We start from the raw sequence: 23,038 nt of genomic DNA on the forward strand, positions 1-23,038 counted from the left end.
CTGGAAGACAAAGCACTTCAATGTCCGCTTTCGTTTAACAGAAACAAAAGAACTAGAGTTTAGTTTTAAGTTAAATCCGGTCAATTCAAGTTACCAATCAAACTATTTGCCGTTGTTGACAATCAATTCAAATTCCCAGTCCGTGGTGGTCAACGATGAACAGATTTTACATCTGATCAGTCAATGGCATGCCGATAATATTTTCTCAGTCAATCAACTTTCACTGTTTAATTACGATGTAAATTTGATACTGGCTCATTTAAAAGAATTGGATTTTACTGTCTCGCCAAGTTTGATCGACAATACTCAAACCTTAGCTGTCGATATGGAAACAGATTTTCCTGTTGCAGCGGAAGTCCTTGACCAAATTTTCATCATCACGATGGAAAATCAGTCATATGATTTTATCACAGAAAACAAAGGCGAGATCCTTGTTCTGCTTGATAAAAATCAGCGTTTGACGATTCATTTGTACACAGAATCAACGTTACTCACGATTGACTCGGATCAATGGAAGCGATCTTTATTGGATTTCTTCACAAGTTATCCATTTTTGGTTCCGCTTGTCGTTCAAGGTGAAGAATAAATGTTCTAAATTGGTTAAAAGTGCTAGAATGGTTTTTATAACTATTCAGCACTTTTTTTGGAAGGAGCAGTATGATGATAAATAAAGCACTAGGTTTTTATGAAGGACGATCTTTAGATGATCCAGAAGTATTTATTGAAAAGGAATTTCCAATGCCAACTTGTCAGGCAAACGATCTATTGGTGGAAGTGCAAGCTGTTTCTGTGAATCCAATTGACACGAAACGCCGCCAAACAATCACTTTAAGTGAGAAATTCCATATCCAGGGATATGATGCAGTAGGTATAGTATATGAAATCGGCTCAGCAGTTAATGGCTTTGGCGTTGGTGATCGGGTGTTTTATGCTGGAACCACACAACGATCTGGCGCGAATCAAAGGTTTCAAGTCGTTGATTTTCGAATCGCAGCAAAGGCGCCAGCCGGCTTTTCTGACGGTGATCTTGCAGCTATGCCATTAACGAGTATTACAGCGTGGGAATTGCTTTTTGAAAAATTTGGGTATGTGCCTGAAGAAAACGCGAATGAAGGATCAATTTTATTGGTCAATGCCAGCGGTGGTGTTGGCTCGATTGCGGCGCAACTAGCAAAATGGGCAGGATTGACAGTCTATGGCACTGCGAGTCCTAAGAACGATCAGTGGCTTAAAGACAATCAAGTGGATCAGGTACTGAATCACCGCTTGCCGTTAGCTGAACAAATCACTGAACCTTTTTCAGCCGTTGCACTTTTTTATGACGCCTCTGCCTATTTGCCACAATTAACAAAAGCAATCTTGCCATTTGGCAAAGTCGGAATGATCGTGAATACGAAAGAAGCGCTAGATTTAAATCCATTTAAAAACCTCGGCATCGATTTTTATTGGGAGTATATGTTCACAAAAACAGATGCTCAGTTGATGATTGAAACACAAGGGGGCATTTTGCAACGGATCGCCTCGTTGCTCGCTGACAAAAAGATCCATACGACTGCGGTCCAAACGTTTGATGGAGGAATTACCATCGAGACCTTAAAGCACGCTACAAAAGCGGTTGAGCAAGGAACAAAAGGAAAAACAGTGATCACGGGAGGCGTCCGCTAGATGGAAGAAGAGGAAGCGATGCTGTTTTGGGATGAATTCGCGCAAGAATATGCGCAAATTCAAAGAGAATCCCAATTGAAAATCGCCGAAGAGGCAGCAGCTTTTTTGGTGGAGCAGAAAGTGTTTCCGATATCGACCTTCGTTGACTTTGCTGCGGGCACTGGTCGCTACATTTCAGCTTTTTATCCTTATGTAGATGAGTATTACGCAATTGATTTTTCAAAAGAAATGTTAAAAATCATCGAAGAAACGATGGAAGATCCGATGAGCAAGCTCCATCTGGTTCAGCAGAGCCAAAAAGACTTTTTATCTGCAGACCAGCACTGGCCCTGTATTTTTATGGCAATGAATCCAGCAGTCAGAGACAAAGAAACCTTGCTTCAGTTTCAAAGAAAGGCCCATCAATTAATTATTCTAAGAATGATCGCAGAAGAAGAGAACGTGTTTCAGCCTTATGAAAAAAATCATTCAGCGAAGAACGATCTGAACCTAAATACTTGTTACAAGAAGTGGTTTACAGAAGAAGCGATCGATTGGCAGAGTCGGCAATTCGAGTATATTTTGAAGGAAGAGATCGATCAAGAATTATTTCATCTTTATTTTGAGGAGGAGTATTCATTGGAACAGCGGCAAGAAATGGTTCAACATGTCTTTGGTGAGGCATTGACTGTCGAAAGCCAAACGAAAATCACCTTTGAGCTTCTCTTAGCCTAGGAGAAATCACACAATAGACATCAAAAAACGAGATTCTGACATAAGATCAAGAAACAGGTACAGCAAGTAGGGTTCTGTTGACTGCTGACTGGAAACATCTTATGCTGGTATCTCGTTTTACAGTGAATTTACTACAATAAAAGGTAGACGATACTGCCTAATAACAGTAAAAAAACGACGTTAACGATAAAAAATAGCTTTTGAAACATTCCCGCTTCTTTGGGTCTGGCTTGTTTCAGTAATTTGTACCCAATCAAATTCGCCAAAGAAGCAATCAATGTACCCAAACCACCCACATTGACGCCCAAAAGAACGGCTTTTTCTAAATCGGTGAAAGGAGCAATCAAAATCGCTGCAGGAACGTTAGATATTCCTTGGGAGAGTAAAATACTACCTAAAAAAGCGCGATGTGTTTCTTGAAAATATGGTCGAATGTGATCGGTGACCAAAGGTTGGTCTTGAATATTCCCAACGATCAAGAAGAAGCAGAGGAAGGTAAGTAGTAACCGATAATCAACTTTTGCGAATAATCGTTTGCTGCTAAACCAAACCACGGCTGCGACGACGAGCACAGCGATTGAAATAGGTAGAACACTAAAAATACCAAGAATCATAAGGACAAATAATCCTGCATTGAGCAGCGCTGGCTTTTTTTCAAAGGGCTCTTCTTGCAGGGCGATTTCCAATGGAGTCTTTGGGATGAGCTGGATCGAAACAAGGAGTAATAGCAAAGAAAGTCCCACAAAGGTGCCGGTAGTCCACATGAATTGTGGCAGCGAAATCTGATAGTAAGAAAATAAAAATAGATTTTGCGGATTTCCAAATGGAAACAGGCTGCTTCCTAAATTGGCTGCCACAATCAAATAGACAGCGCCTAGTAAGACACTGGTGCGCTGTTGTTCTTTCCTCGTTAAGAGTAAGTAGATGGGCAATAATGTTAAGATAGCCACGTCGTTTGTTAAAAACATCGAACTGAAGAAGCTTAGCAAGACGATTGAACGGATCAAGTCACGCAGATTGCGACTTTTTTCCACTAATTTTTGTCCAAATGCTCGTAAAAGACCAGCTTCTTCTAACCCATTGATTACTAACATCAACCCAAACAGTGATAAAATCACTTTAAAGTCAATAAATGACCAACGGAAGGTGCCGAAAAAACACGCAATGAGTGCTAGTAACAGGGAAATCGAAAATAATCGATCCGTTCGAAAAAATGCTAACATTCGTTTTCCCATAGTTCACCACCTTTCTTCTCAAGAATTTTACCATTCCCGCGCTTTAGGAACAATAAATAACGCTTTTTCCATATAACTCAAAGGCATTCAGGCAATTTTTATAGTTGACAAACGACCCATTAATTGGGAAATTAGTATGTGAAAGGTGAAGGAGGTTCAAAAATGAATGTTATGCAGCTGCTTGAAAAAAATCAGCAGGTTCATTTTCAAATTTTAGCTGTTTTTTTTCAGAACGGCTCAGAAATCTCTTACAAGAAACTTGCAAAAACATTATCCATTTCCGCACCCACTTTGCAAAAAGAACTTCAAAATCTTCATCAAAATTTAGTCGCTTTCCATGAGGATGCGGCATTGACTTATTTAGAAAATGATCAAGTACAGTTAACACTTCCGCTTGATTTCTCACTAAAAAAATTCTTTTATGCGTATCTTTCAGAAGCAATCGATTTTCAAATATTGTCGTATTTGTTTTTTCATCGAGATGAGTCAACGACGAAAATGATGTTAGAACTGATGTTGAGTGAAGCTTCATTGTTTCGTCGATTCAAAGCCATCAATCAGTTATTGAAAGAATTCGACATCCAATTAAAAAATAAAAAATTGCTTGGGGATGAAAAACAGATTCGCTTTTTCTATTATCAGTTTTTTTCACAAAGTTATCCCAATGAAGAATTGATCGCTCGCTTGAATGCACCAGCCATCAACAATTTGATTCGAGTAATCGAAAAACAGCTACAGACAACGTTTAGTCAATCCGAACGCTGGAAAGTCGGGCTGTGGTTAGGTATTATGGAAGCCCGTTTTGATTATCGTGGCTCGCAGCAGCATGAAGCATCGTATCCATTGTTGAAGTCATTGGAAAATGAAGCGATGTTCCAGCTTTTGCGGAATATATTAGGACGCTATCTCAGTCGTTTTGCCGTATCCTGGAGCGATTATGAAACGGTTTATTTCTATTTATTTTTATTAGCTGAAGGCTTGATTCGCCCTTCACTGGATGACTCCTTGCAAAAATCACTTTTCTTCCAAGAGATCGATGCGTTAAATGGGGAGCTGCTGCAGGCAATTGGTGATAGTGAGAGAAAGACTACAGAAACTTCTACGGAATTATGCGTCTTCTTGACGAGTGTGACGATCCAAGCGTTGTATATTCATGGCGGCATTATTGCCTTTGCTGAATTTCAGCCGCAAAGTGTTGCGAATGAGAGCTTGATTGAAGTGGCACAGCAAGCAATCGAACAGTTGGAGAAAAACGTAAACCAGTCCTTTTCTCTTGAGAAAAAGCAGCATTTGACCAATGAATTGCTTTTGATCCGTCAATGGATTCAAGTAAAACAGGAAAAAGCATTTACGGTCGGCATTTTGTTGACTCAATCACGATTACGCAGTGGCTTTTTGCGGCGTTTTTTGATCAAAGAATTGGCTGGCTATCCGAATATTCATTTTGAGGGGACGAAGGAGAAGGATTATGATTTATTGATCGTTGATCATTCTGAGATCTCGGAAGGCTATCGTTATAAAAAACGATTGATTTTAACAGGTGGGGCAACCCCATTTGAAGAAGAGCGGCTTCATCAAATCGTGGATGAAATACGCAATGAGAACCTTGAAAGCGAGTTGGAAAAGATATGAGAATAGTGATTATTGGAGGCTCTCATGCAGGAATTGCTGCTGCCCGTCATTTAAAAAAAGTTGACCCAAAAGTCGATGTGATAATTATTGAAAAATCAAGCGTTCTGGGTTATGTTGCTAGCAGTTTGAATTTAGTGCTGGAAGGCTACATTCAACGATTGGAAGATTCCCGAACGGCAACTGCGAGTGAGCTTCTTTCTGAAGGAATCAATGTGATGTTAAACAGTGAAGTCACAAAAATCTTTCCGCAAGAACAAACGGTTCATTTTGTCACATCAACGGAATCTTATCAGCAAGAAGACGAAGTGAGTTATGATGGCTTGATTTTGGCGATGGGATCGAGTACTTTCCGTTCGGAGTTTGCCTCAGATGTCGAAGCACATATAACGACCTACAAAACCATTGGTCAATCAAAGCAAGCGTTAGAAAAAATCGAAAGTGCGCAAACCGTGGCGATCGTTGGCGCGGGTCTGATTGGGTTTGAATTGGCGGAATCTTTAAGTGGCCAGCAAAAAGCGGTTCATTTGATTGATCGAATGGATACCCTTTTGTTCCGTTATTTTGATCAAGAAATTGCTGAAATTTTGATGGCGCGCTTTCCAGAGAACTTACAAATCTATCTTAACAGCAATGTCGCCCATACGATCAAAGACGAGAAGGGTGAATATCAGGGAATCGAGCTTTCAAACGGAACCAAGATTCGAGCTGACGTGGTCGTTTATGCCGTAAATCCGCGACCGAATGTCGCATTGGTTGAAGACTTTTTAAAACTAAATCTCGATGGCACGGTATTTACAAATGAATATTTACAAACGTCTGACCCAGCGATTTATGCAATTGGTGACCTGGTTTCGATTCCTTTCAATCATTCGGATAGCTCTTTGTATATCCCTTTAGTGACTAATGCTTATCGGACGGGGATCGTAGCTGCCACCAATTTATTGGCAAATGAACGGGGAACGACGAAAATTCCTTTTCCAAAAATGCAACGGACCGTCGTTAGTAAACTGTTTGGCTATTTCGTCAGCAGTTCAGGTATTAATGAGACCGAGGCACCGTATTACGGCTTTGAAGTAGATTCAGTGACGCAGACATTTCATTCTCGGACATTTTTCGCGACAGATGAGGATTTTGAAGTAACGTTAAAACTGATTTTTGATCAGCAAACGAAAGTGATTATGGGGGGACAAATCATTACGAGTGATCGTGGAAGTTTGGAGATCATCAATACGATCTCAACCTTGATCAATAGCAAGACGACCTTGCACCAACTAGCGACAATGGATTACTTTTTCAATCCAACCATTTCTTTCCCTTTGCACTTTTTGAATCAATTAGCCCTTGATGGCTTGTTAAAGTAAAATAATAACTCTTGATAAACCTGCGATGATCGTAGGTTTATTTTTTTTAATTACAGATAATCGGGAAAGACTATCGATTACAATCAGTGACTGGTATCGCGTATTGAAAACAGGTAGGCTTTTGTCGGAAATTGAATTCAACTGGTATCATGATTTTTTGGAAGAAGAAACTCAAAACGAAAACTATAAAACTCGTTCCACGACTAAACTGTTTTTACTCACAAATTCTTATCGATAGACGAATGGTGTTTAGGTGGAGGAGACGGCGCGTCATTTGCTTTTATCTGAAAAGTTACATCACCATTGCATCAGTAAGTGCTGGCTTTACAAGGGTTTCAATAGATGAAAATAATTGCAAATCTAAGTGATCTGTTATTGAATGATCCTCATAAAATGAATATAGTATGAGCGAGCATTTTATAATTAAAGCAATAAAATAGACAATATTGAGATAAAAATAAGTTTTCTCGCAAGGATATAAGAGAAAAACATCACATAATCCTTTTCTTTACACACTCATTTTTTCGAAATTGCGATAGGAAAGGGATTTTTTTTAAAAAATTCTTGTGATTTTAAGTGAAATACGTTACCCTATTAAAGAGAGTGAGAATCATTCTCAATAAGGAGGGCGGGGCATGTTTAAAAAAATCGGATTACTGCTGATCTTTGTTCTTCTAGTGGGTTGCTCCTTGTTGGCAGGCACCCATGAATTGTCTTTATCAGGTTTACAGCAGGGTGATCCGAATCATTGGCTTGTTTTGGTAAAAGTTAGGCTTCCACGGACGATCAGTTTGATCATTGCAGGTGGGATCATTAGTATCTGTGGAAAAATTATGCAACACATGATGCAAAATAAATTTGTGGCCTCGGAGTCGATTGGACTGACGGATAGCGCCCGTTTAGGAATTTTGCTCGTTATGCTCTTTCTACCAAATGCCTCAAATTTGATTCGCACTACAGCAGCATTTGTGTTTGCCTACGCAGGTGTGTTGTTCTTTTTATTTTTAAGCCAATTTCTACCAAAGAAAGATCCAATGATGCTGCCTTTAACAGGGGTGATGTTCGGTAATATCATCGGGGCTATCAGTAGCTTCTTAGCCTATCGCTTCCAATTGGTTCAAAACGTTTCTTCTTGGCTGCAAGGAAATTTTGCCACCATTATGGTTGGACAGTATGAACTTTTGTATTTGACGATTCCCGTTTTCGGTCTATTGTATTTCTTGGCTTATGAGATCACGATCGCCGGTTTAGGAGAAAGTGCGGCTAAGAGTCTGGGAATCAATTACTTGTTCTTGCGTTTTGCTGTATTTGCGCTGGTGGCGTTTGCTAGCAGTATCGTTTTATTGACTGTGGGGCAAATTCCTTTTTTAGGGATCGTTATCCCAAATATGATCGGCATGGTTTTTGGGGATCATTTGAAAAACAATCTGCTTTTGATCAGCTTTGCCGGAAGCGCGTTCTTGCTATTGTGTGATGTATTGGCGAGAATCGTCATCGCACCTTATGAAATGCCGGTCAGTGTTGTTGCCGGCGTACTGGGTGGCTGCTGTTTCTTGATTTTGCTTCTGGGGAGGAAATTTCGATGAAGAAAAAACTCTTTCTTTTGTTGTTTCTGATCCTTTGTGCATGTGGTGCCTATCTGACCTATAACACCTATGGAAACTGGTCATTTGCTTTTGCATTAAGGGGACGCCGAATCTTGGCTTTTGCCTTAGTTGCAATCGCCATCTCCTTTAGTACCATCACCTTACAGACACTGACAAGCAATCGCTATCTGACCCCTGGAATTTTAGGCTTGGACCAACTGTATGTTCTTGTTCAAACCCTTTGTTTCTTTTTTATCGGCGGAATTCAGATGCTGAGCCAAGAAACAGCAACGATGTTTTTGTTTTCTGTCGGCTTAACTGCCGTTCTAGGTAGCTTCTTAATTGGCTTTTTCTATCAAAAAGCAGTCGCTGGGTTGTTTTTGTTATTGATGGCAGGGATGGTCTGTGGCACGATGTTCGGTAGTCTCAGCACCTTTCTGCAAGTGTTGATGGATCCAAATGAATATGATTTACTACAAGGTCGTTTGTTTGCCAGCTTTGGCAATATCAATACCCAGCATCTACTGATTGCTGCCGCGATCATTTTGCTAGGGAGTATCTGTCTGGTTCTGCTGATTCCAGAATTGAATTTGCTCCATTTAGGAAGTGGGCAAGCCAAAAGTTTAGGTGTATCTGTTCAATGGCTTCATAAAGGTGTTTTATTTTTGATTGCTTTACTGACAGGCACCGCCACTGCTTTAGTTGGTCCAGCAGTTTTTCTAGGCTTTGTGGTGGCAACGATCACCTATCAGCTTTTCCCAACTTATCGTCACGGCTGGTTGTTTTTCGGTGGGAGTTTGATTGGTTTTCTCCTGTTGGTAGGAGGTCAATTCCTAGTGGAACAGGTCTTTCAATGGCAAACGACCATCGGCACCGTGATCCAATTATTAGGCGGTATCTTCTTTATAAGCAAATTGCTGCTGGAAAGGAAAAAATCATGATCGAAACCAAAAATGTATCCAAGAATTATGCAAAAACACAAGTTTTGACGGAATGTTCCATAGCGTTGCCGGAACAGAAAATGATTGCCTTCATCGGGCCCAATGGTGCCGGAAAAAGTACCTTGCTTTCTTTAGTCAGTCGGATGTTGGATCAACGCACCGGTGATATTTATCTGGATGGAACGGAGATTCGTCAATGGAAGTCCAAAGAGCTAGCAAAAAAAATGGCTTTTTTGCAGCAAAGCAATCGCTATGCCGTCAATTTGACTGTAAGAGAACTGGTGGCATTTGGTCGCTATCCGTATAACCGGGGGCGACAATCGGCAGCAGATGATGGGATCATTGATGACGCTTTGTCTAAGTTATCTCTAACCGAATATAGTGATCAATCGATTCATGAACTTTCTGGTGGTCAGTTACAACGAGTTTACTTGGCGATGATTTTAGCCCAAGATACAGATTATCTACTCTTGGACGAACCGTTAAACAATTTAGATTTAAAACACGCCAACCAGCTGATGAAGCTATTGACAACCTTGGTGGAAGACTATCAGAAAACTGTTGTGATCGTTTTGCACGACATTAATTTTGCAGCACGGTATGCTGATCACATCGTCGCGATGAAAGATGGTCAGATTTTTAAAGCGGCTGACACAGAGGCAGTGATTCAAGAACAATTATTAGAATCATTGTATGAGATTCCAATCAAACTGGTACAAGTGGATGGGCGGCAATTTTGCTACACCTTCCAATAAAAAATATGTTTCAAAGGAGGAAAAAATGAAAAAAATAGCAGTAAGTTTTATGAGTATTTTCGTATTAGCGGGGTTGACCGCTTGCGGCTCGAATAATACAGGGACAACAGATTCAACGGGTACAGCTCAAACCCAAGTAGAAGAAAGTACACAAACGCCGACAGAAGTCGAGATTACGGACAGCAATGGGACTGTAACTGTTCCTTATGCGCCGGAAAAAGTTGTTGTCTTTGACAACAGTGCATTAGATACGATGGATGCACTTGGCCTTGGGGATCGAATCGTTGCTGCCGCAACCAGCAATTTGCCAGATTATTTATCAGCGTATGCGGATGTTGAATCAGCAGGGGGAATCAAAGAGCCTGATTTAGAAAAAATCAATCAACTGCAGCCAGACCTAATCATTATTTCTGGTCGACAACGTGATTTCCAAGAGGAATTGTCTGCAATCGCGCCAACCGTTTTCTTAAGTGTTGACAATAGTGATACTTGGGCATCGATCGAAGCCAACATTACGACCATTGGTCAAATTTTTGGTAAGGAAGAGGAAGCGCAAGAACAACTAGCATCGTTACAAAGTCAGATCGATACCTTGAAGGAGCAAGCGCAAAATGCTGACGAGAAAGCCTTGGTTGTTATGGTAAATGAAGGCAATCTTTCTGCTTTTGGTCCAGGTTCTCGTTACAGTATCTTGTATGACACGTTTGGTTTCCCAGCAGTAGATGAGGAATTAGAGGCGTCGACACATGGACAAAGTATTTCTTATGAGTACTTGCTTGAAAAAAATCCTGATGTCATTTTCGTGATCGATCGGACAAAAGCGATCGGTGGCAATGAAAGCGAAAGTGAATTTGTTGCAAATGAAATTGTTCAAGAAACAAATGCAGGGCAAAACGATCAAGTGATTGAATTGGATGCTGCGGTTTGGTATTTAGCTGGTTCCGGATTGGAGTCGATCCAATTGATGATGGATGATGTCAAGCCAGCCGTTGAATAAATAGGTGAAAAAAATTAAGTAATAAGGGACACGCTTATCAGTTTACTGAGAAAGCGTGTCTTTTTATTCGAACTGTTTCTAGGACCTGCGACTGATTTTTGACAAGTTATCCAGCTTTACTTTACCTGTCGTAGTAATTGATTTATAATTAGTACGACAGATGAAGTAATTTAGGAGGCGATTGCGTGATCTCGAGTGACGGAATTCGCGGCTATAACGACGCAATCATTTTATCCATTCTTTCGAAAGAAGACTCTTATGGATATGAAATATCCAAGCGTATTCGTGAAGGAACAGATGCTTTATATGTGATCAAAGAAACGACGTTGTATTCCGCTTTTACTCGGTTAGAAAAACAAGGATTGATCCGTTCGTATCCCGGAGAAGTGACACATGGCAAAAAGCGGACCTATTACCAGATAACTGCAGACGGAAAAGCAAGCCTTTCGGAGAAACTATTGGAGTGGCAGCAGACGAAGATCGTCGTTGACCAGTTCTTACAAGGAGGAGACAAATGAAAACCATTCATGACTATCTAGACAGCTTATTTTTATCAGTACCCATCACACCGGAAACGAAGAAGGCAAAAGAAGATCTTTTAGCGATTATGGAAGACCATTACTTGGAACTGATTCACCAAGGGAAAAGTGAGCATGAAGCCATCGGTGCGGTGATCAGCGAGTTTGGTTCGGTGGATGAACTGCTGCAAGAGTTAGATGTTTCAAAAGAAGAAGAGCCGATTGATGATTGGTCCGATGCCATCACAGAAGACGATGCGTTTGATTATTGGGGAACTGTGCGGCACTTTGCTTTTTCGTTGTCGATAGGAATCGGCTTTTGTATCGCCTCCCTAGCAGCCCTAATGCTCTTTGTTAGTGTTTATGCTGAGACCTTTGGAATAATGGTGATGTTTCTTTTCATCGCCATCGGGGTTGGTTTTATCATCTCTAGCAGTTTGCACTTTTCCGGTGCTCGTAAGCAGTTAGATGATCGACCAATCAAAAGGGATGCCAAACGAGAAGCCGCTCAGCAACTAGCAAATTATGAAAAAAGTTTTCGTATTGGTCTTGTTTTAGGAATTGGTGCCTGTATTTTATCAATTGCGCCTGTACTTTTAAGTGAATTGTTTTATTATTCTGTTGAGTTTGGTATTTCCTTGTTTTTCTTGACAGTTGCAGTGGGTGTGTTCTTTATTATTTATGTAAGTATTATTCGTACAGGCTTTGCGAAGCTGGCAACTGAGACGTATTTTATTCGTGACGAAGAGAATCTTGGTGATCGAGCAACACGTCATAAATATGGCGAATCCGCTGGTAGAGTTACCTTTTTTCGAACAGTCTACTGGCCAGTGATTTTGGTCGTTTACATGCTTTGGTCCTTCATGTTTCATGCCTGGGCTTACTCTTGGGTCATTTTTGTTATTGGTGGTGTTTTAGAAGACTACTTTATCGGTCAGACAAAAGCCAAAAAATAAGAGACATTTCAACCGAGAGTGCTTTCTTTACTTTTAAAAAAAGGAAGACTATAATACGCCTTGTAACTGAATTAAGCAAAAAAGAACGGCGAGAAATGAGATGTTCTCATTGCTTTTTTAAAAGTTCAGAATACAAGAAAAGAGGCAATGGATATGTTAGAAATTCATTATCTGAAAAATGGCAGCAAAGAAGTAACAACAGTTGAATCCCCGGAGCGCTTTCTTGCGAGCCAATACTTGGAAGTCCCACCTTTTCAAGACCATTACCCAGTCGAAGAAGTTTTTCTAGACGGCAAGCGGATCACGTTGAGGGAGCGAACGATCGGTGGATTGTTCAACTATTTCAATACTAAATAAAAAAATTGTCTTTTTCTATGACTCACCTTACTTTGCGAGGAATCATAGGAAGAGGCAATCTTTTTTTGTTTAATTGAGAATAGGAGATGTAATTGAGAATCTAACAGGTAGGAACTTTGCTTAGAAATGATTAGTCAAACTTATTACTATACTCCATTTGCTTTCGATAAAAAATAAATATGCTCATTTCTGAGGATGATAACATTTTTTTTGACTATTTCTGAATAAACTATTGCATTTTGTAGTTAGATATACTAATAATTAATAGAGATTATTCTCAAATAATTATTCTAATTGGAGGAAATGATATGTCATTAATTGGAAAAGAGATTGGTTCATTCGAAGCGAAAGCTTACCACAATGGAAAATTTATCGATGTTTCATCAGAAGATTTTAAAGGAAAATGGAACGTTGTTTGTTTTTATCCTGCAGATTTCTCATTTGTTTGTCCGACAGAACTTGAGGATTTGCAAGACCAATATGCATCATTAAAAGAATTAGGCGCAGAAGTTTATTCTGTATCAACTGATACCCACTACACACATAAAGCGTGGCATGACCACTCTGATGCAATCAATAAAATCGAATATATCATGATTGCTGATCCTTCTCATGTGATCTCAGAAATCTTTGATGTATTAGACGAAGCATCAGGTTTGTCTCAACGTGGTACATTTATCATCGATCCGGATGGTGTGGTACAAACGGTTGAAATCAATGCGGATGGTATCGGTCGTGATGCTAGTGGTTTGATCGATAAAATCCGTGCCGCACAATATGTCCGTACCCATCCAGGTGAAGTATGTCCTGCAAAATGGAAAGAAGGCGAAGAAACTTTAACGCCAAGCTTAGACCTTGTAGGCAAGATTTAGGAGGCTCTCATGGCATTAGATAAGGCAATCAAAGACCAACTGACGCAATATCTAGCGATGCTAGAATCAGAGGTTGTTTTTGCGGCGACTTTAGGTGAGGATGATTCTTCAACGAAAGTACGTGAATTCTTAGAAGAAATCGCAGAAATGTCGTCAAAAATCACGATTCAAGCTGTAGCAAGTGAACGGACACCAAGCTTTTCGATCAATCGTCCCGGTGAAGAAAGCGGCATCGCTTTTGCTGGTTTACCGTTAGGACATGAGTTCACTTCATTTATTTTAGCGTTGCTTCAAGTAAGCGGTCGTCCGCCGAAAATTGACGAAGCACTACAAAAGCGTATCAAAGCGATCGATAAGCCATTACATTTTGAAACCTATGTCAGTTTGACCTGCCATAACTGTCCTGATGTTGTTCAAGCGTTAAATATCATGACAGTGCTAAATCCTTCCATCAGCCACACCATGATTGAAGGTGGGATGTTCAAAGAAGAAATTGACAAGAAAAAAATTATGGCTGTGCCAACCGTCTTTTTAGATGGTGAAGAATTTGCAAGCGGCCGACAAACGATCGAGCAGTTGTTGGAAAAAGCAGCTGGTCCGACGAGTAAAGATGACTTTGCTGAAAAAGAGCTTTTCGATGTATTAGTTGTCGGTGGCGGACCTGCAGGCGGAAGCGCAGCGATTTATGCAGCGCGTAAAGGTATCAATACTGGGATGGTCGTCGAAACAATGGGTGGACAAGTAATGGAAACCCTGGGGATCGAAAATATGATCGGTACCCCTTATACCGAAGGTCCAAAATTAATGCGTCAGGTAGAAGAGCACATCAACGAATACAATGTAGACGTGATGAAAGGTCAGCGTGCGAAAGATATTCGCCGCAATGACGTCATCGAAGTTGAATTAGAAAATGGTGCAGTATTAAAAACCAAAACGGCCATTTTAGCAACTGGCGCTCGCTGGCGCAACATCAATGTTCCGGGAGAAAAAGAATTCAAAAATAAAGGTGTTGCCTATTGTCCGCATTGTGACGGTCCGTTATTTGCTGGGAAAGAAGTTGCCGTCATTGGTGGCGGAAACTCTGGGATCGAAGCAGCAATCGATTTAGCTGGCATGGCGAAACATGTCTATGTTCTTGAATTTTTACCAGAACTAAAAGCGGACCTTGTGCTACAAAACTGTTTGAACACGTTAGATAATGTGACTGTTATTACGAATGCGGCAACGAAGGAAATTGTTGGATCCGATCATGTCGAACAATTGACCTACGTTGATCGTGAAACGAATGGTGAATTCACTTTAGCTGTGGAGGGTGTCTTCATTTTGATTGGCTTGATGCCGAATACTGAATGGTTAAAAGATCGTGTCGTCTTAAATGAACGCAATGAGATCGTGGTGGACAAACATGGCGCAACCAACATTGAAGGGGTCTTTGCAGCGGGAGATTGTACCGATAGTGTATACAAACAGATCATCACTTCAATGGGTTCAGGTGCCACTGCTGCATTAGGTGCGTTTGATTACCTGATTCGCTCGTAAGTAGGTAAGTAGCTTATTATTTGATCTAGATCAGAAACGTCTCAGGAGCTTCTAGCAGCTTCTGAGACGTTTTTTCTTTGAGGGGAAGGAGATTTGAAGGAAGTTGACAGAAGGACAGTTTCTATATTACAATGAAAAAAACTCGTTCAAAAAAGAAAGAGGTATATTAATGAGTGTCGTAGGTATCTAATCAGCTAATTAAAACAAATAAGCAAAAACAGACTGTTTATTTGTTGTGCCTGTAGATACCGATAAAAATCGTTATTGATGAATCAGGTGATGGGAGACTATCGCTTTTTTTGTACACTTTTTTGGACGGGGATGTTACCGGGATCCTCAGGCACAAGAAAGGATCACTCATGAAGATACCTCAAGCAACTGAATTTGAACAAATTAAAGAACAAGTAAGTAAAAAAATAATCAGCGATTATGGTAAAGCACGTTTTGCCAATGAAAAACCAGCAGCTACGATCCATTCCGCCCAAAAACGAGTGTCTGAGACAACTGAAGCGATGGCGCTATTAGACGCCGGACGTCAAGTCCCTTTCATGGGGCTGCAGCATGTCTTACATCATACGGAGAAGATTGAAAAAGGCTTTGTATTGGAGCCGCAGGAATTGATTGAATACGGAGACTTTTTACGGTCTTTTCGAATCATCCGTCAATTGTTTGAAAAAAATCAATCAATTGCCCCAAGATTGCATCACTATGCTCAGGGGTTGGCCGACTTTTCTGAAATCGCCGAAATGATTTTCCAAAAAATTCGCAATGGTCAGGTAGATAGTAACGCCAGCCGAGAATTACGGAAAATTCGTGGCACAATCGAGAAATATGAGGCCGATTTAAAAAAAGTTTTTGCAAAGTTTTTTAAAGAAAGTCGCTATCTGCAAGAAAACCGTGTGATCAAAAAGAACGACCGTTATACGCTGCCGGTACGTGCCGAATTTCAACAGCAAATTAAAGGGACGATCATCGAACGTTCTAATAAACGCGCGACTGTTTTTATTGAACCAGAGGCAGCTGCCCGTCTGAATGATCGATTGATTTTGGCACAGGCGGAAGAAACGGCCGCCCAATACCAAGTTTTATCAGAATTGACCGGGGCAATCGCCGAACAAATGAATGCAGTATTTGCCTGTCTTGATATTTTAGTGGTACTAGATATTATTTTTGCTCGCGGAAAGTATTGTCGGGAAATCAATGGTCAACCGATAGCAATCACTGAAGAAGAAGTTTTGCTTCTTGATCAAGTCCGGCATCCTTTACTGGGCACTGATGCTGTTCCTCTATCTTTAAAACTAGGAGAAGAGAACCGATGTATGGTCATCACAGGGCCGAATGCTGGTGGTAAGACGGTTGTCTTAAAAACCGTCGGACTCGTTTGTGCGATGGCACATTACGGCTTGTTTCCAGCGCATAATGGCAACAGCAGCGTGCCGTTTTTAAAAAGTCTTTGGATGGATATCGGGGATCAGCAAAGTCTAGAAAATTCTTTAAGTACCTTTTCTGGACACATGTCGAATATTGCACAGATCATGACGAATGCCAGCCGGAACAGTATCGTTTTGTTAGATGAAATTGGCAGCGGGACTGAACCAAATGAAGGAGCAGCTTTAGCGATCGCCATTATGGAATCGATCTATCGATCGGGGGCGTTAATGATCGCCACGACTCATTATGGTGAAATCAAGCAGTTTGCTCTTGATCACCAAGATTTTGAAACAGCGGCGATGGCTTTTGATGCCAAGACCCTGACGCCGAAATACCGCTTGTTGACCAATGCGGTCGGTGAAAGTAATGCGTTTTGGATCGCCGGAAAAATGGCGATTCCTGCTGAGGTCGTGCAAACGGCAAAGGACTATTTAAAGAATAAATCTTATTCTTTTGAGAAGCAGCCTTTTGAGACGTCCAGAAAACGAACCGATCCTCAGGAAACAAAGTCTGAGCACATTTTTCAAAAGGGAGACCAGGTCTTTTCAGCAGAGCATGAAAAACGGGGAGTCTTTTATGAATACTTGGAACAGGGACAAGCGAAGATTTATATTGAGAAACAATGTTTCGTTGTTGCTGCTCGGCGATTGCAACTGCTCAGCAAACGAGAAGCACTCTATCCAGCCGGCTATGATCTAGATCAATTATTTTCCGATTTTGCCCAACGTAAATTTACCCGAGATATTGAACGTGGGTCTAAAAAAGCGCAAAAGCAGTTACGAAAAGCAGCGCAAGAGCGTCAGGGCAAACGATCATTGGATTGATCGGCACAGATATATTTAGAGCGGGAGTATAAAATCAAGAAAGCAGCTCTTTTTCGAGTTTTAGAAAAAGAGCTGTCTTTTTTTGAAAATGACCGTTTTTTAATAACGTGTATGATCGAAGGGAATCCAGTGATGGTCGAATGATTTCCATTGATTTTTCTTTAAATATCGGAAATCACTCGAAATATCTAAATTCTTTAAGAAAAGTTAAAGAAAAATAAAAATAACAAAGAATGGGTTGTATCTTTATACGAGGAAGGGTACCATTCATAGTGGATTGAAAATAACATATAACCTTGTTAGGTGAGGCTCCTATACAAACATAAGCTATTGCGCAGAAACGTCGAAAGACGCCAATGTGTAAAACAGGAATTGTCGGATTAAGGCTTTTCATAAAATAGCTAAGAAAGGGAACAACTTTCTTTACGTTGTATAGTGCTAAAACTCGGACGATGAGATTGCTAGCAAAGTCTGACGTCCTAAGAGAAGTGAGACTTTTTTGCTTTTCTCTTTGATGGATGACTAAGCTCAAAGGGCATAATAACTGGTACCGTCTGAACACCTACTCCAAGGCAAGAGGAGTGGAAGCAATGATAGAAAAAAAGAAGATCGATTGGCTGCTGATCATAGCTTATTTGCTATTGAGCCTTATCGGTCTTTTAATGATTTATAGTGCAAGTTCTTATCGTTTATTAACGAGAGATCAGCCGCCAGCAAGCTTATTTATGCGTCAGCTTGTCTTTCTGTTACTCAGTTGGGTGCTCCTTTTCATTATTCAGCGAACACGGCGTGAGATTCTGCTCAGTAAATATTTAGCGATCGGTCTGTTGGCATTTGGCGTCTTTACTTTACTATTGGCACGTTTGCCGTTTTTCGGTGTTTCTGTCAACGGAGCGCAACGATGGGTCTCGATTGTAGGGATACAATTTCAGCCCTCAGAGATCGTGAATGTGGGCATGGTCTTATACCTTGCTCATTACTTTCAATCAGCAAAAACTACCTTGCAGGAAATGAAACGTCCGCTTTTCGTTTTATTTTTGTGCTGTGTGTTGATCCTCATTCAACCAAAAGTAGCCGGCGTGATGATTTTACTTTTCTTGGCTTTTATCATGATTACCACGGTTCAGGTACCCGTTAAACTCACGGCTCTTTTGTTTGGCGGGTTATTAATCAGTCTGTTCTTGGTTGCTATGTTGATCCTCTTTTTAGGAAACAATGATTTATTGCCCCACATGTTTATGCATGTGTATAACCGAATTCGATTAGTGGGAGATCCATTTTCCGACCCATATAATCAAGGATTCCAAATGATCCATTCCTACTATGCTTTGTTCAATGGTGGTCTTACGGGCCTTGGTTTAGGAAATAGCATCACCAAGAAAGGCTTTTTACCAGTAGCAGAGACTGATTTTATTTTCTCCGTTTTAGTAGAGGAATTAGGGTTGATTTTCGGCATTTTTGTCATCGCTTTATTATTCGTAATCATTTTACGTCTGTTTATACGATCAGCGGCAATCGCAAATCCTCAGATTGGCTTAATATTATTGGGAACCAGCACGTTGCTGTTATTACAAACAAGTATCAATATTGCCAGTATTTTAGGGTTGATGCCGATGACGGGGGTACCTTTGCCATTCATTAGTTATGGTGGCTCCAGTTACTTTATTCTTTCATTTGCCTTCAGTTTATGCCTGAAACTAGAACGAGAGGAGGGTATACTTAATGAAGTTCCTCAAACGACATGAAGCAAACTATGCTTTATTGCTGCCGATTTTCCTGCTGTTTTTGTTAAGTATCTGGGTACAACATCAGGCTTCTGTGATGGATGGCAATGATCCTTCAGGGATTGTTTTTCGGCAGATCCTCTTTTGTATCCTTTCGGCGATTGCTCTTTTTGTAACGAGTTTGATTCCTACGAATTTACTCCTCCGCTTTTCTGGTCTTTTGTATTTACTATCACTTGGTTTGATGGCCTCTCTTCATTGGTTTTACGATCAAACGATGTTTGAACAAACGCACACCAAACGGTGGATCAGATTTGGTGCGTTTACGATTCAGCCTTCTGAGTTTATGAAAGTGGCCTTTATGCTCTTTATGGTCTATCTCACTTTAGTCTATGAGAAACGTAAAGCAGAACGAACAATCAAATCCGATTTGATCTATGTTACTAAGATCCTGCTATACAGCTTACCCACATTTTTATTGATGTTTATGCAGCGGGACTTTGGAACGAGTTTGGTGTTTATCGTGATGTTAGGTGCCTTATTCATCATTTCCGGTGTTCATTGGAAAATACTGACCGTCGTGATCGGTTTGATTGCCGCTCTTGGTGCTATTTTGTTGCTACTCGTATTCACGGAATGGGGCAATCGTGTGTTGTTTCGCCTTCACTTTTCACAATATCAATTGGATCGGGTGAGAGCCTGGGCAGATCCACTCGCGTACCAAGATTCCATCGCTTTCCAACAAGTCCGCAGTATGTGGGCGATTGGTTCTGGCGGCTTATTGGGGGCACCTGATACCCATACAACGGTGTATGTGCCGGTTCGGGAGTCAGATATGATCTTTACAGTCATTGGAGAAACGTATGGCTTTTTAGGAAGTACTTTAGTCATCTTCCTTTATTTCTATCTGATCTATCAAATCATTTTTGCTGCTTTAAAAACAAATAACAAAGCATCGGTCTATATTGCGATTACCTATGTGTTTGGTTTGGTTTTTCAAATTTTTGAAAACATCGGAGCGGCGATCGGTTTGCTGCCTTTAACCGGCATTCCCTTACCATTCTTAAGTCAAGGAGGAACCTCTCTGATTGCGATCAGCATTGCTATGGGAATTATCTTTGGGTTAGACAAATTTCCGATAAAAGCCAAAAATAGGTCGTATCCATTAAAAGAAAGTAGGGGCTTAACATGAGTAAAACAGCAAAAAAAGGAGTGATAGGCGGAATACTCTGCAGCTGTTTTGCATGGCTGTTTTTCCTCGTTGCATTAGCACCGCACTGGTTCCAAAGCATCGACAACCTGTTTTCCCAGTTGCCTCAATGGCGGACACCTGCTGTGGAATCGCTTTTTCTCCCACTTGCCAGTACGGCCACGATCATTCCCATAGCGGCCATTCATTTTCTGTTAGCAAGTATTTTATTTATGCGCAAGCAGCGTTTAGAAAGTTTTTGGTTGATGGGGAATATGATTGTGATCAGTGGTGTTGGTCAAGTGATCAAGAAAGTAGTTGATCGACCGAGACCGGATTTTGCTGACAGTATGGAACGGGCATCAGCAAGTTTTCCGAGTGGACATACATTATTAGCGACCACGTTGATTATTTCTCTCCTCTTTTTCTTGGGGCAAACAGTTCCTGCCAAAAGAGGCAAGCGTCACTTTATCCAAAACATGGCCCTATTTCTAGGATTGATCTATTTGTTGCTGATTATGATGAGTCGGTTGCTATTTGGGGTTCACTATCCCAGCGACTTGCTAGCAAGTATTTTATTGGCAAGTGGGATCAGTTATATCACCTATGCTTTCGTCTTTTCAATCAAAAAATATGTACTTAGGGGGAGATAAATTGAGTACAGCAAAAAAACTAATAATCATTTTCCTGGTATTGCTGACCGGAATTATCTCAGCAGGAACTGTCTATGCGGTTAGGGTGTATTTTCAAGTAGAGGATGTTGCCCACTCGATCCATCGTCCAATCGAAGGACGAGAAGAGGCGGAAGTCATCGAAAATGCCGAGCCTCTAAGCCTTCTTTTGTTAGGGATCGCCAATGACTCTCGTCGCAAAACCGATTTTCGCGCCAACACCATTATGGTAGCAACGTTGAACCCTGCCACAAGAAAAACCACCCTCACGAGTATTCCTAGAGATGCTTATGTGGAAATCGTGGGACAAGGGTACCATGATAAAATCAATCATGCCCATTCTTTTGGTGGGGCAAAAATGATGATTGAAACCGTCGAACAATATCTTGATATACCGATCCATCATTATTTCTCCTTAAACATGGATGGGATGGCAGATCTTGTTGATGCAATTGGTGGCATCACGGTTGAAAATGAATTTGCTTTTACTGCTGAGAAAATCGATTACCCAGAGGGGGTCCTCGATTTAGATGGCTGGGAGGCGCTTCAGTATACTCGTATGCGAAAGGATGATCCAGAAGGTGACTATGGCCGTCAGCGCCGTCAGAGAGAAGTGACTGAGATTCTGGCAAAAGAGTTAGTTTCACTGTCCAGCGTGATGCGGATTCAGGATCTGCTAACGATCATTGGAGAAAATGGCGAAACCGATCTAACTTTTTCGCAAATGAGTCAATTATTTATCCAATATCAATCAGCATTAGGGACTGTCGAGTCTTACCAAATGGCTGGCAGTGGGTTCACCGGCGATGGCTTCAGAGGAGAATATGGAATTTCCTATCAAGAAGTAACGCCTGAAGAGCAACAGACAACGAGCCAACGTTTAAAAAATGAGTTGTTGATTGATTAACGTCCTGGCTTAGAAACAGAACCAGTTCAATTTTGTTCTTCAAGTATTTCGTAATTAGAGTTGACAGCCGCTTTTCCTCAGGATACTCTTTAGTCAAGCAATGCATTACGGCTTAATAACAAGAGTTTGTTTGGAAAAGAGCTGTCAACTCTATTTCTATTGTTCCACCCTGTCGCTAAGTTATTACAAGGAGGAAAAGTATGAAGATCGTCTTTAAAGACCAATTACCATCTGATTCAAATCAAGTACTCGCTTTGTATGAGGGAGTTGGCTGGAGCGCCTATACTAAAGATCCCGAGCGTCTTTTAAAAGCGTTAGCCCACTCAGAGGTGATCACGGCCTATGTTGAAGAGCAGCTAGTGGGGCTTATCCGTTGCATAACCGATGGACAAACCATTCTTTATATTCAAGATCTATTAGTAGCATCTGAGTTTCAAGGTCAAAAAATTGGTCAGCGATTACTCAAAAAAATGCTGGCGAATCATCCATCAATACGGCAAAAGGTTTTGATTACGGACAACACAGAAAAAACGCGTCATTTTTATGAGGCGTGTGGCTTTTCCTCTGTGGAAGAGCAGCAAATTGCCGCATTTATCTATTCAGCAAAAAGCGAATAAGGAATAAGAAAATCGATGTGTCACTGAGAATATTTTTTTAGTTGCGTTGGGTTTTAAGAAGGAGTGGAGAAAAATGAAGATGCGCTTTGCGTTACTTTTTTTGTGTCTCTTTATTGGTGTTGGCGCTTGTGGAGGAAGTCTATTGGCGTTTAAAAGCATTGAGCCGTTAAGCAAAGGGGAGACATTTGCTGGTTTGGAAGCGGCCATGCTGCAAGGAACACCCTTCACGACCTTCTTAATTCCCGGCTTGTTTTTGTTCGCTATCTTAGGTTTGGGTAATCTGATTGTTGTTTTCCTCTTGCGGCTTAACAAAGGGTACCACGGGGTAATGCTTTTAGGCATGAGTTTAGTTGTCTGGATCATCGTGCAGGTCATCTTATTACAAGAATGGAATGTCTTGCATGTGATTTTCTTTTTGCTAGGGTTGCTCCAGTTTGCTTCAGCAGTCTACTTTGTCAGACGGTTGCATATTCCGTTGCCGTTTTCAGCTCATCAAAATTGATTAGATTCGAGATATAGAGATGAAAAAAATTAAATTAATTGAAAG

At 40.8% G+C, this 23,038-nt stretch carries 22 protein-coding genes and 1 riboswitch (1 of these 23 running past the window's edge); of the genes, 21 read left to right on the top strand and 1 reads right to left on the bottom strand.

Annotated elements, in window-relative coordinates; translation table 11 throughout:
• The 3 genes from IGJ12_RS07775 to IGJ12_RS07785 all read left to right on the top strand — a co-directional run.
• Nucleotides 1-586 carry the 3' portion of a hypothetical protein gene (locus IGJ12_RS07775; RefSeq protein ID WP_185932227.1) on the top strand. 470 nt of this gene lie to the left of the window's left edge, so only the last 586 of its 1,056 coding nucleotides appear in the window; its start codon lies off the left edge, out of view; the stop codon is at nucleotides 584-586.
• 71 nt (nucleotides 587-657) lie between these two features.
• On the top strand, nucleotides 658-1,665 hold the full coding sequence (locus tag IGJ12_RS07780; RefSeq protein WP_430619537.1) for a zinc-binding alcohol dehydrogenase family protein: 1,008 nt from the start codon (nucleotides 658-660) through the stop codon (nucleotides 1,663-1,665).
• Nucleotides 1,666-2,379: a class I SAM-dependent methyltransferase gene (locus IGJ12_RS07785; protein WP_016612091.1), complete on the top strand. Its 714-nt coding sequence runs from the start codon at nucleotides 1,666-1,668 to the stop codon at nucleotides 2,377-2,379.
• 131 nt (nucleotides 2,380-2,510) lie between these two features.
• Here IGJ12_RS07785 and IGJ12_RS07790 read toward each other — a convergent pair whose 3' ends face one another.
• Entirely contained in the window at nucleotides 2,511-3,614 is a 1,104-nt protein-coding gene (locus IGJ12_RS07790; protein WP_430619538.1) for an SLC13 family permease, read from the bottom strand.
• Nucleotides 3,615-3,776: 162 nt separating this feature from the next.
• Between IGJ12_RS07790 and IGJ12_RS07795 the strand changes: the two genes are divergently transcribed.
• The 18 genes from IGJ12_RS07795 (at nucleotide 3,777) to IGJ12_RS07880 (ending at nucleotide 22,993) form a co-directional block, all read left to right on the top strand.
• On the top strand, nucleotides 3,777-5,246 hold the full coding sequence (locus IGJ12_RS07795) for a helix-turn-helix domain-containing protein (RefSeq protein ID WP_008381983.1): 1,470 nt from the start codon (nucleotides 3,777-3,779) through the stop codon (nucleotides 5,244-5,246).
• Entirely contained in the window at nucleotides 5,243-6,607 is a 1,365-nt protein-coding gene (locus IGJ12_RS07800) for an FAD-dependent oxidoreductase (protein WP_008381982.1), read from the top strand. Before IGJ12_RS07795 ends, IGJ12_RS07800 begins: the two co-directional genes overlap by 4 nt.
• Before the next feature lie 635 nt (nucleotides 6,608-7,242).
• Nucleotides 7,243-8,193, top strand: coding sequence for an ABC transporter permease (locus IGJ12_RS07805; protein ID WP_008381981.1), 951 nt, complete (start codon nucleotides 7,243-7,245; stop codon nucleotides 8,191-8,193).
• A complete protein-coding gene (locus IGJ12_RS07810; protein ID WP_086317367.1) occupies nucleotides 8,190-9,134 on the top strand; it encodes an iron chelate uptake ABC transporter family permease subunit in 945 nt (314 codons plus the stop codon). Before IGJ12_RS07805 ends, IGJ12_RS07810 begins: the two co-directional genes overlap by 4 nt.
• Nucleotides 9,131-9,889, top strand: coding sequence for an ABC transporter ATP-binding protein (locus tag IGJ12_RS07815; RefSeq protein ID WP_008381979.1), 759 nt, complete (start codon nucleotides 9,131-9,133; stop codon nucleotides 9,887-9,889). Before IGJ12_RS07810 ends, IGJ12_RS07815 begins: the two co-directional genes overlap by 4 nt.
• Nucleotides 9,890-9,914: 25 nt before the next feature.
• Entirely contained in the window at nucleotides 9,915-10,886 is a 972-nt protein-coding gene (locus tag IGJ12_RS07820; protein WP_430619539.1) for a siderophore ABC transporter substrate-binding protein, read from the top strand.
• Nucleotides 10,887-11,071: 185 nt separating this feature from the next.
• Entirely contained in the window at nucleotides 11,072-11,404 is a 333-nt protein-coding gene (locus tag IGJ12_RS07825) for a PadR family transcriptional regulator (protein WP_016612097.1), read from the top strand.
• Complete coding sequence (locus IGJ12_RS07830) at nucleotides 11,401-12,360, top strand: permease prefix domain 1-containing protein (RefSeq protein WP_008381974.1); 960 nt, start codon at nucleotides 11,401-11,403, stop codon at nucleotides 12,358-12,360. The genes IGJ12_RS07825 and IGJ12_RS07830 overlap by 4 nt, the downstream gene beginning before the upstream one ends.
• 153 nt (nucleotides 12,361-12,513) lie before the next feature.
• Complete coding sequence (locus IGJ12_RS07835) at nucleotides 12,514-12,717, top strand: hypothetical protein (RefSeq protein WP_034871989.1); 204 nt, start codon at nucleotides 12,514-12,516, stop codon at nucleotides 12,715-12,717.
• A gap of 308 nt (nucleotides 12,718-13,025) precedes the next feature.
• Nucleotides 13,026-13,589: an alkyl hydroperoxide reductase subunit C gene (ahpC, locus tag IGJ12_RS07840; RefSeq protein ID WP_005226227.1), complete on the top strand. Its 564-nt coding sequence runs from the start codon at nucleotides 13,026-13,028 to the stop codon at nucleotides 13,587-13,589.
• A gap of 9 nt (nucleotides 13,590-13,598) precedes the next feature.
• Nucleotides 13,599-15,128: an alkyl hydroperoxide reductase subunit F gene (ahpF, locus tag IGJ12_RS07845; RefSeq protein ID WP_430619540.1), complete on the top strand. Its 1,530-nt coding sequence runs from the start codon at nucleotides 13,599-13,601 to the stop codon at nucleotides 15,126-15,128.
• Nucleotides 15,129-15,487: 359 nt separating this feature from the next.
• The gene (locus IGJ12_RS07850; RefSeq protein WP_430619541.1) at nucleotides 15,488-17,383 is read left to right on the top strand and encodes an endonuclease MutS2; all 1,896 of its coding nucleotides are present in this window, start codon (nucleotides 15,488-15,490) and stop codon (nucleotides 17,381-17,383) included.
• Between the two features lie 288 nt (nucleotides 17,384-17,671).
• Nucleotides 17,672-17,847, top strand: a riboswitch (M-box (ykoK) riboswitch).
• Between the two features lie 126 nt (nucleotides 17,848-17,973).
• Entirely contained in the window at nucleotides 17,974-19,128 is a 1,155-nt protein-coding gene (locus IGJ12_RS07855; protein WP_008381965.1) for an FtsW/RodA/SpoVE family cell cycle protein, read from the top strand.
• Nucleotides 19,106-20,299, top strand: coding sequence for an FtsW/RodA/SpoVE family cell cycle protein (locus tag IGJ12_RS07860; RefSeq protein WP_005236186.1), 1,194 nt, complete (start codon nucleotides 19,106-19,108; stop codon nucleotides 20,297-20,299). The genes IGJ12_RS07855 and IGJ12_RS07860 overlap by 23 nt, the downstream gene beginning before the upstream one ends.
• Nucleotides 20,296-20,949 (top strand): phosphatase PAP2 family protein, encoded by a 654-nt coding sequence (locus tag IGJ12_RS07865; protein ID WP_430608405.1) that lies wholly within the window; start codon nucleotides 20,296-20,298, stop codon nucleotides 20,947-20,949. The genes IGJ12_RS07860 and IGJ12_RS07865 overlap by 4 nt, the downstream gene beginning before the upstream one ends.
• 1 nt (nucleotide 20,950) lies before the next feature.
• Complete coding sequence (locus IGJ12_RS07870) at nucleotides 20,951-21,874, top strand: LCP family protein (RefSeq protein WP_142424830.1); 924 nt, start codon at nucleotides 20,951-20,953, stop codon at nucleotides 21,872-21,874.
• 200 nt (nucleotides 21,875-22,074) lie between these two features.
• On the top strand, nucleotides 22,075-22,491 hold the full coding sequence (locus tag IGJ12_RS07875) for a GNAT family N-acetyltransferase (RefSeq protein ID WP_005236183.1): 417 nt from the start codon (nucleotides 22,075-22,077) through the stop codon (nucleotides 22,489-22,491).
• Nucleotides 22,492-22,564: 73 nt separating this feature from the next.
• On the top strand, nucleotides 22,565-22,993 hold the full coding sequence (locus IGJ12_RS07880; protein ID WP_008381958.1) for a hypothetical protein: 429 nt from the start codon (nucleotides 22,565-22,567) through the stop codon (nucleotides 22,991-22,993).
• The last annotated feature ends 45 nt before the right edge of the window (nucleotides 22,994-23,038 follow it).

This window comes from Enterococcus sp. DIV0802b, from assembly GCF_050543535.1.
Lineage (GTDB): Bacteria > Bacillota > Bacilli > Lactobacillales > Enterococcaceae > Enterococcus_D > Enterococcus_D entomosocium.

Bases quoted from the DNA above. Each gene is read 5' to 3' on its own strand.
- IGJ12_RS07780 (WP_430619537.1), top strand. From the start codon at position 658: ATGATGATAAATAAAGCACTAGGTTTTTATGAAGGACGATCTTTAGAT.
- IGJ12_RS07785 (WP_016612091.1), top strand. From the start codon at position 1,666: ATGGAAGAAGAGGAAGCGATGCTGTTTTGGGATGAATTCGCGCAAGAA.
- IGJ12_RS07790 (WP_430619538.1), bottom strand. From the start codon at position 3,614: ATGGGAAAACGAATGTTAGCATTTTTTCGAACGGATCGATTATTTTCG.
- IGJ12_RS07795 (WP_008381983.1), top strand. From the start codon at position 3,777: ATGAATGTTATGCAGCTGCTTGAAAAAAATCAGCAGGTTCATTTTCAA.
- IGJ12_RS07800 (WP_008381982.1), top strand. From the start codon at position 5,243: ATGAGAATAGTGATTATTGGAGGCTCTCATGCAGGAATTGCTGCTGCC.
- IGJ12_RS07805 (WP_008381981.1), top strand. From the start codon at position 7,243: ATGTTTAAAAAAATCGGATTACTGCTGATCTTTGTTCTTCTAGTGGGT.
- IGJ12_RS07810 (WP_086317367.1), top strand. From the start codon at position 8,190: ATGAAGAAAAAACTCTTTCTTTTGTTGTTTCTGATCCTTTGTGCATGT.
- IGJ12_RS07815 (WP_008381979.1), top strand. From the start codon at position 9,131: ATGATCGAAACCAAAAATGTATCCAAGAATTATGCAAAAACACAAGTT.
- IGJ12_RS07820 (WP_430619539.1), top strand. From the start codon at position 9,915: ATGAAAAAAATAGCAGTAAGTTTTATGAGTATTTTCGTATTAGCGGGG.
- IGJ12_RS07830 (WP_008381974.1), top strand. From the start codon at position 11,401: ATGAAAACCATTCATGACTATCTAGACAGCTTATTTTTATCAGTACCC.
- IGJ12_RS07835 (WP_034871989.1), top strand. From the start codon at position 12,514: ATGTTAGAAATTCATTATCTGAAAAATGGCAGCAAAGAAGTAACAACA.
- ahpC (WP_005226227.1), top strand. From the start codon at position 13,026: ATGTCATTAATTGGAAAAGAGATTGGTTCATTCGAAGCGAAAGCTTAC.
- ahpF (WP_430619540.1), top strand. From the start codon at position 13,599: ATGGCATTAGATAAGGCAATCAAAGACCAACTGACGCAATATCTAGCG.
- IGJ12_RS07850 (WP_430619541.1), top strand. From the start codon at position 15,488: ATGAAGATACCTCAAGCAACTGAATTTGAACAAATTAAAGAACAAGTA.
- IGJ12_RS07855 (WP_008381965.1), top strand. From the start codon at position 17,974: ATGATAGAAAAAAAGAAGATCGATTGGCTGCTGATCATAGCTTATTTG.
- IGJ12_RS07860 (WP_005236186.1), top strand. From the start codon at position 19,106: ATGAAGTTCCTCAAACGACATGAAGCAAACTATGCTTTATTGCTGCCG.
- IGJ12_RS07865 (WP_430608405.1), top strand. From the start codon at position 20,296: ATGAGTAAAACAGCAAAAAAAGGAGTGATAGGCGGAATACTCTGCAGC.
- IGJ12_RS07875 (WP_005236183.1), top strand. From the start codon at position 22,075: ATGAAGATCGTCTTTAAAGACCAATTACCATCTGATTCAAATCAAGTA.
- IGJ12_RS07880 (WP_008381958.1), top strand. From the start codon at position 22,565: ATGAAGATGCGCTTTGCGTTACTTTTTTTGTGTCTCTTTATTGGTGTT.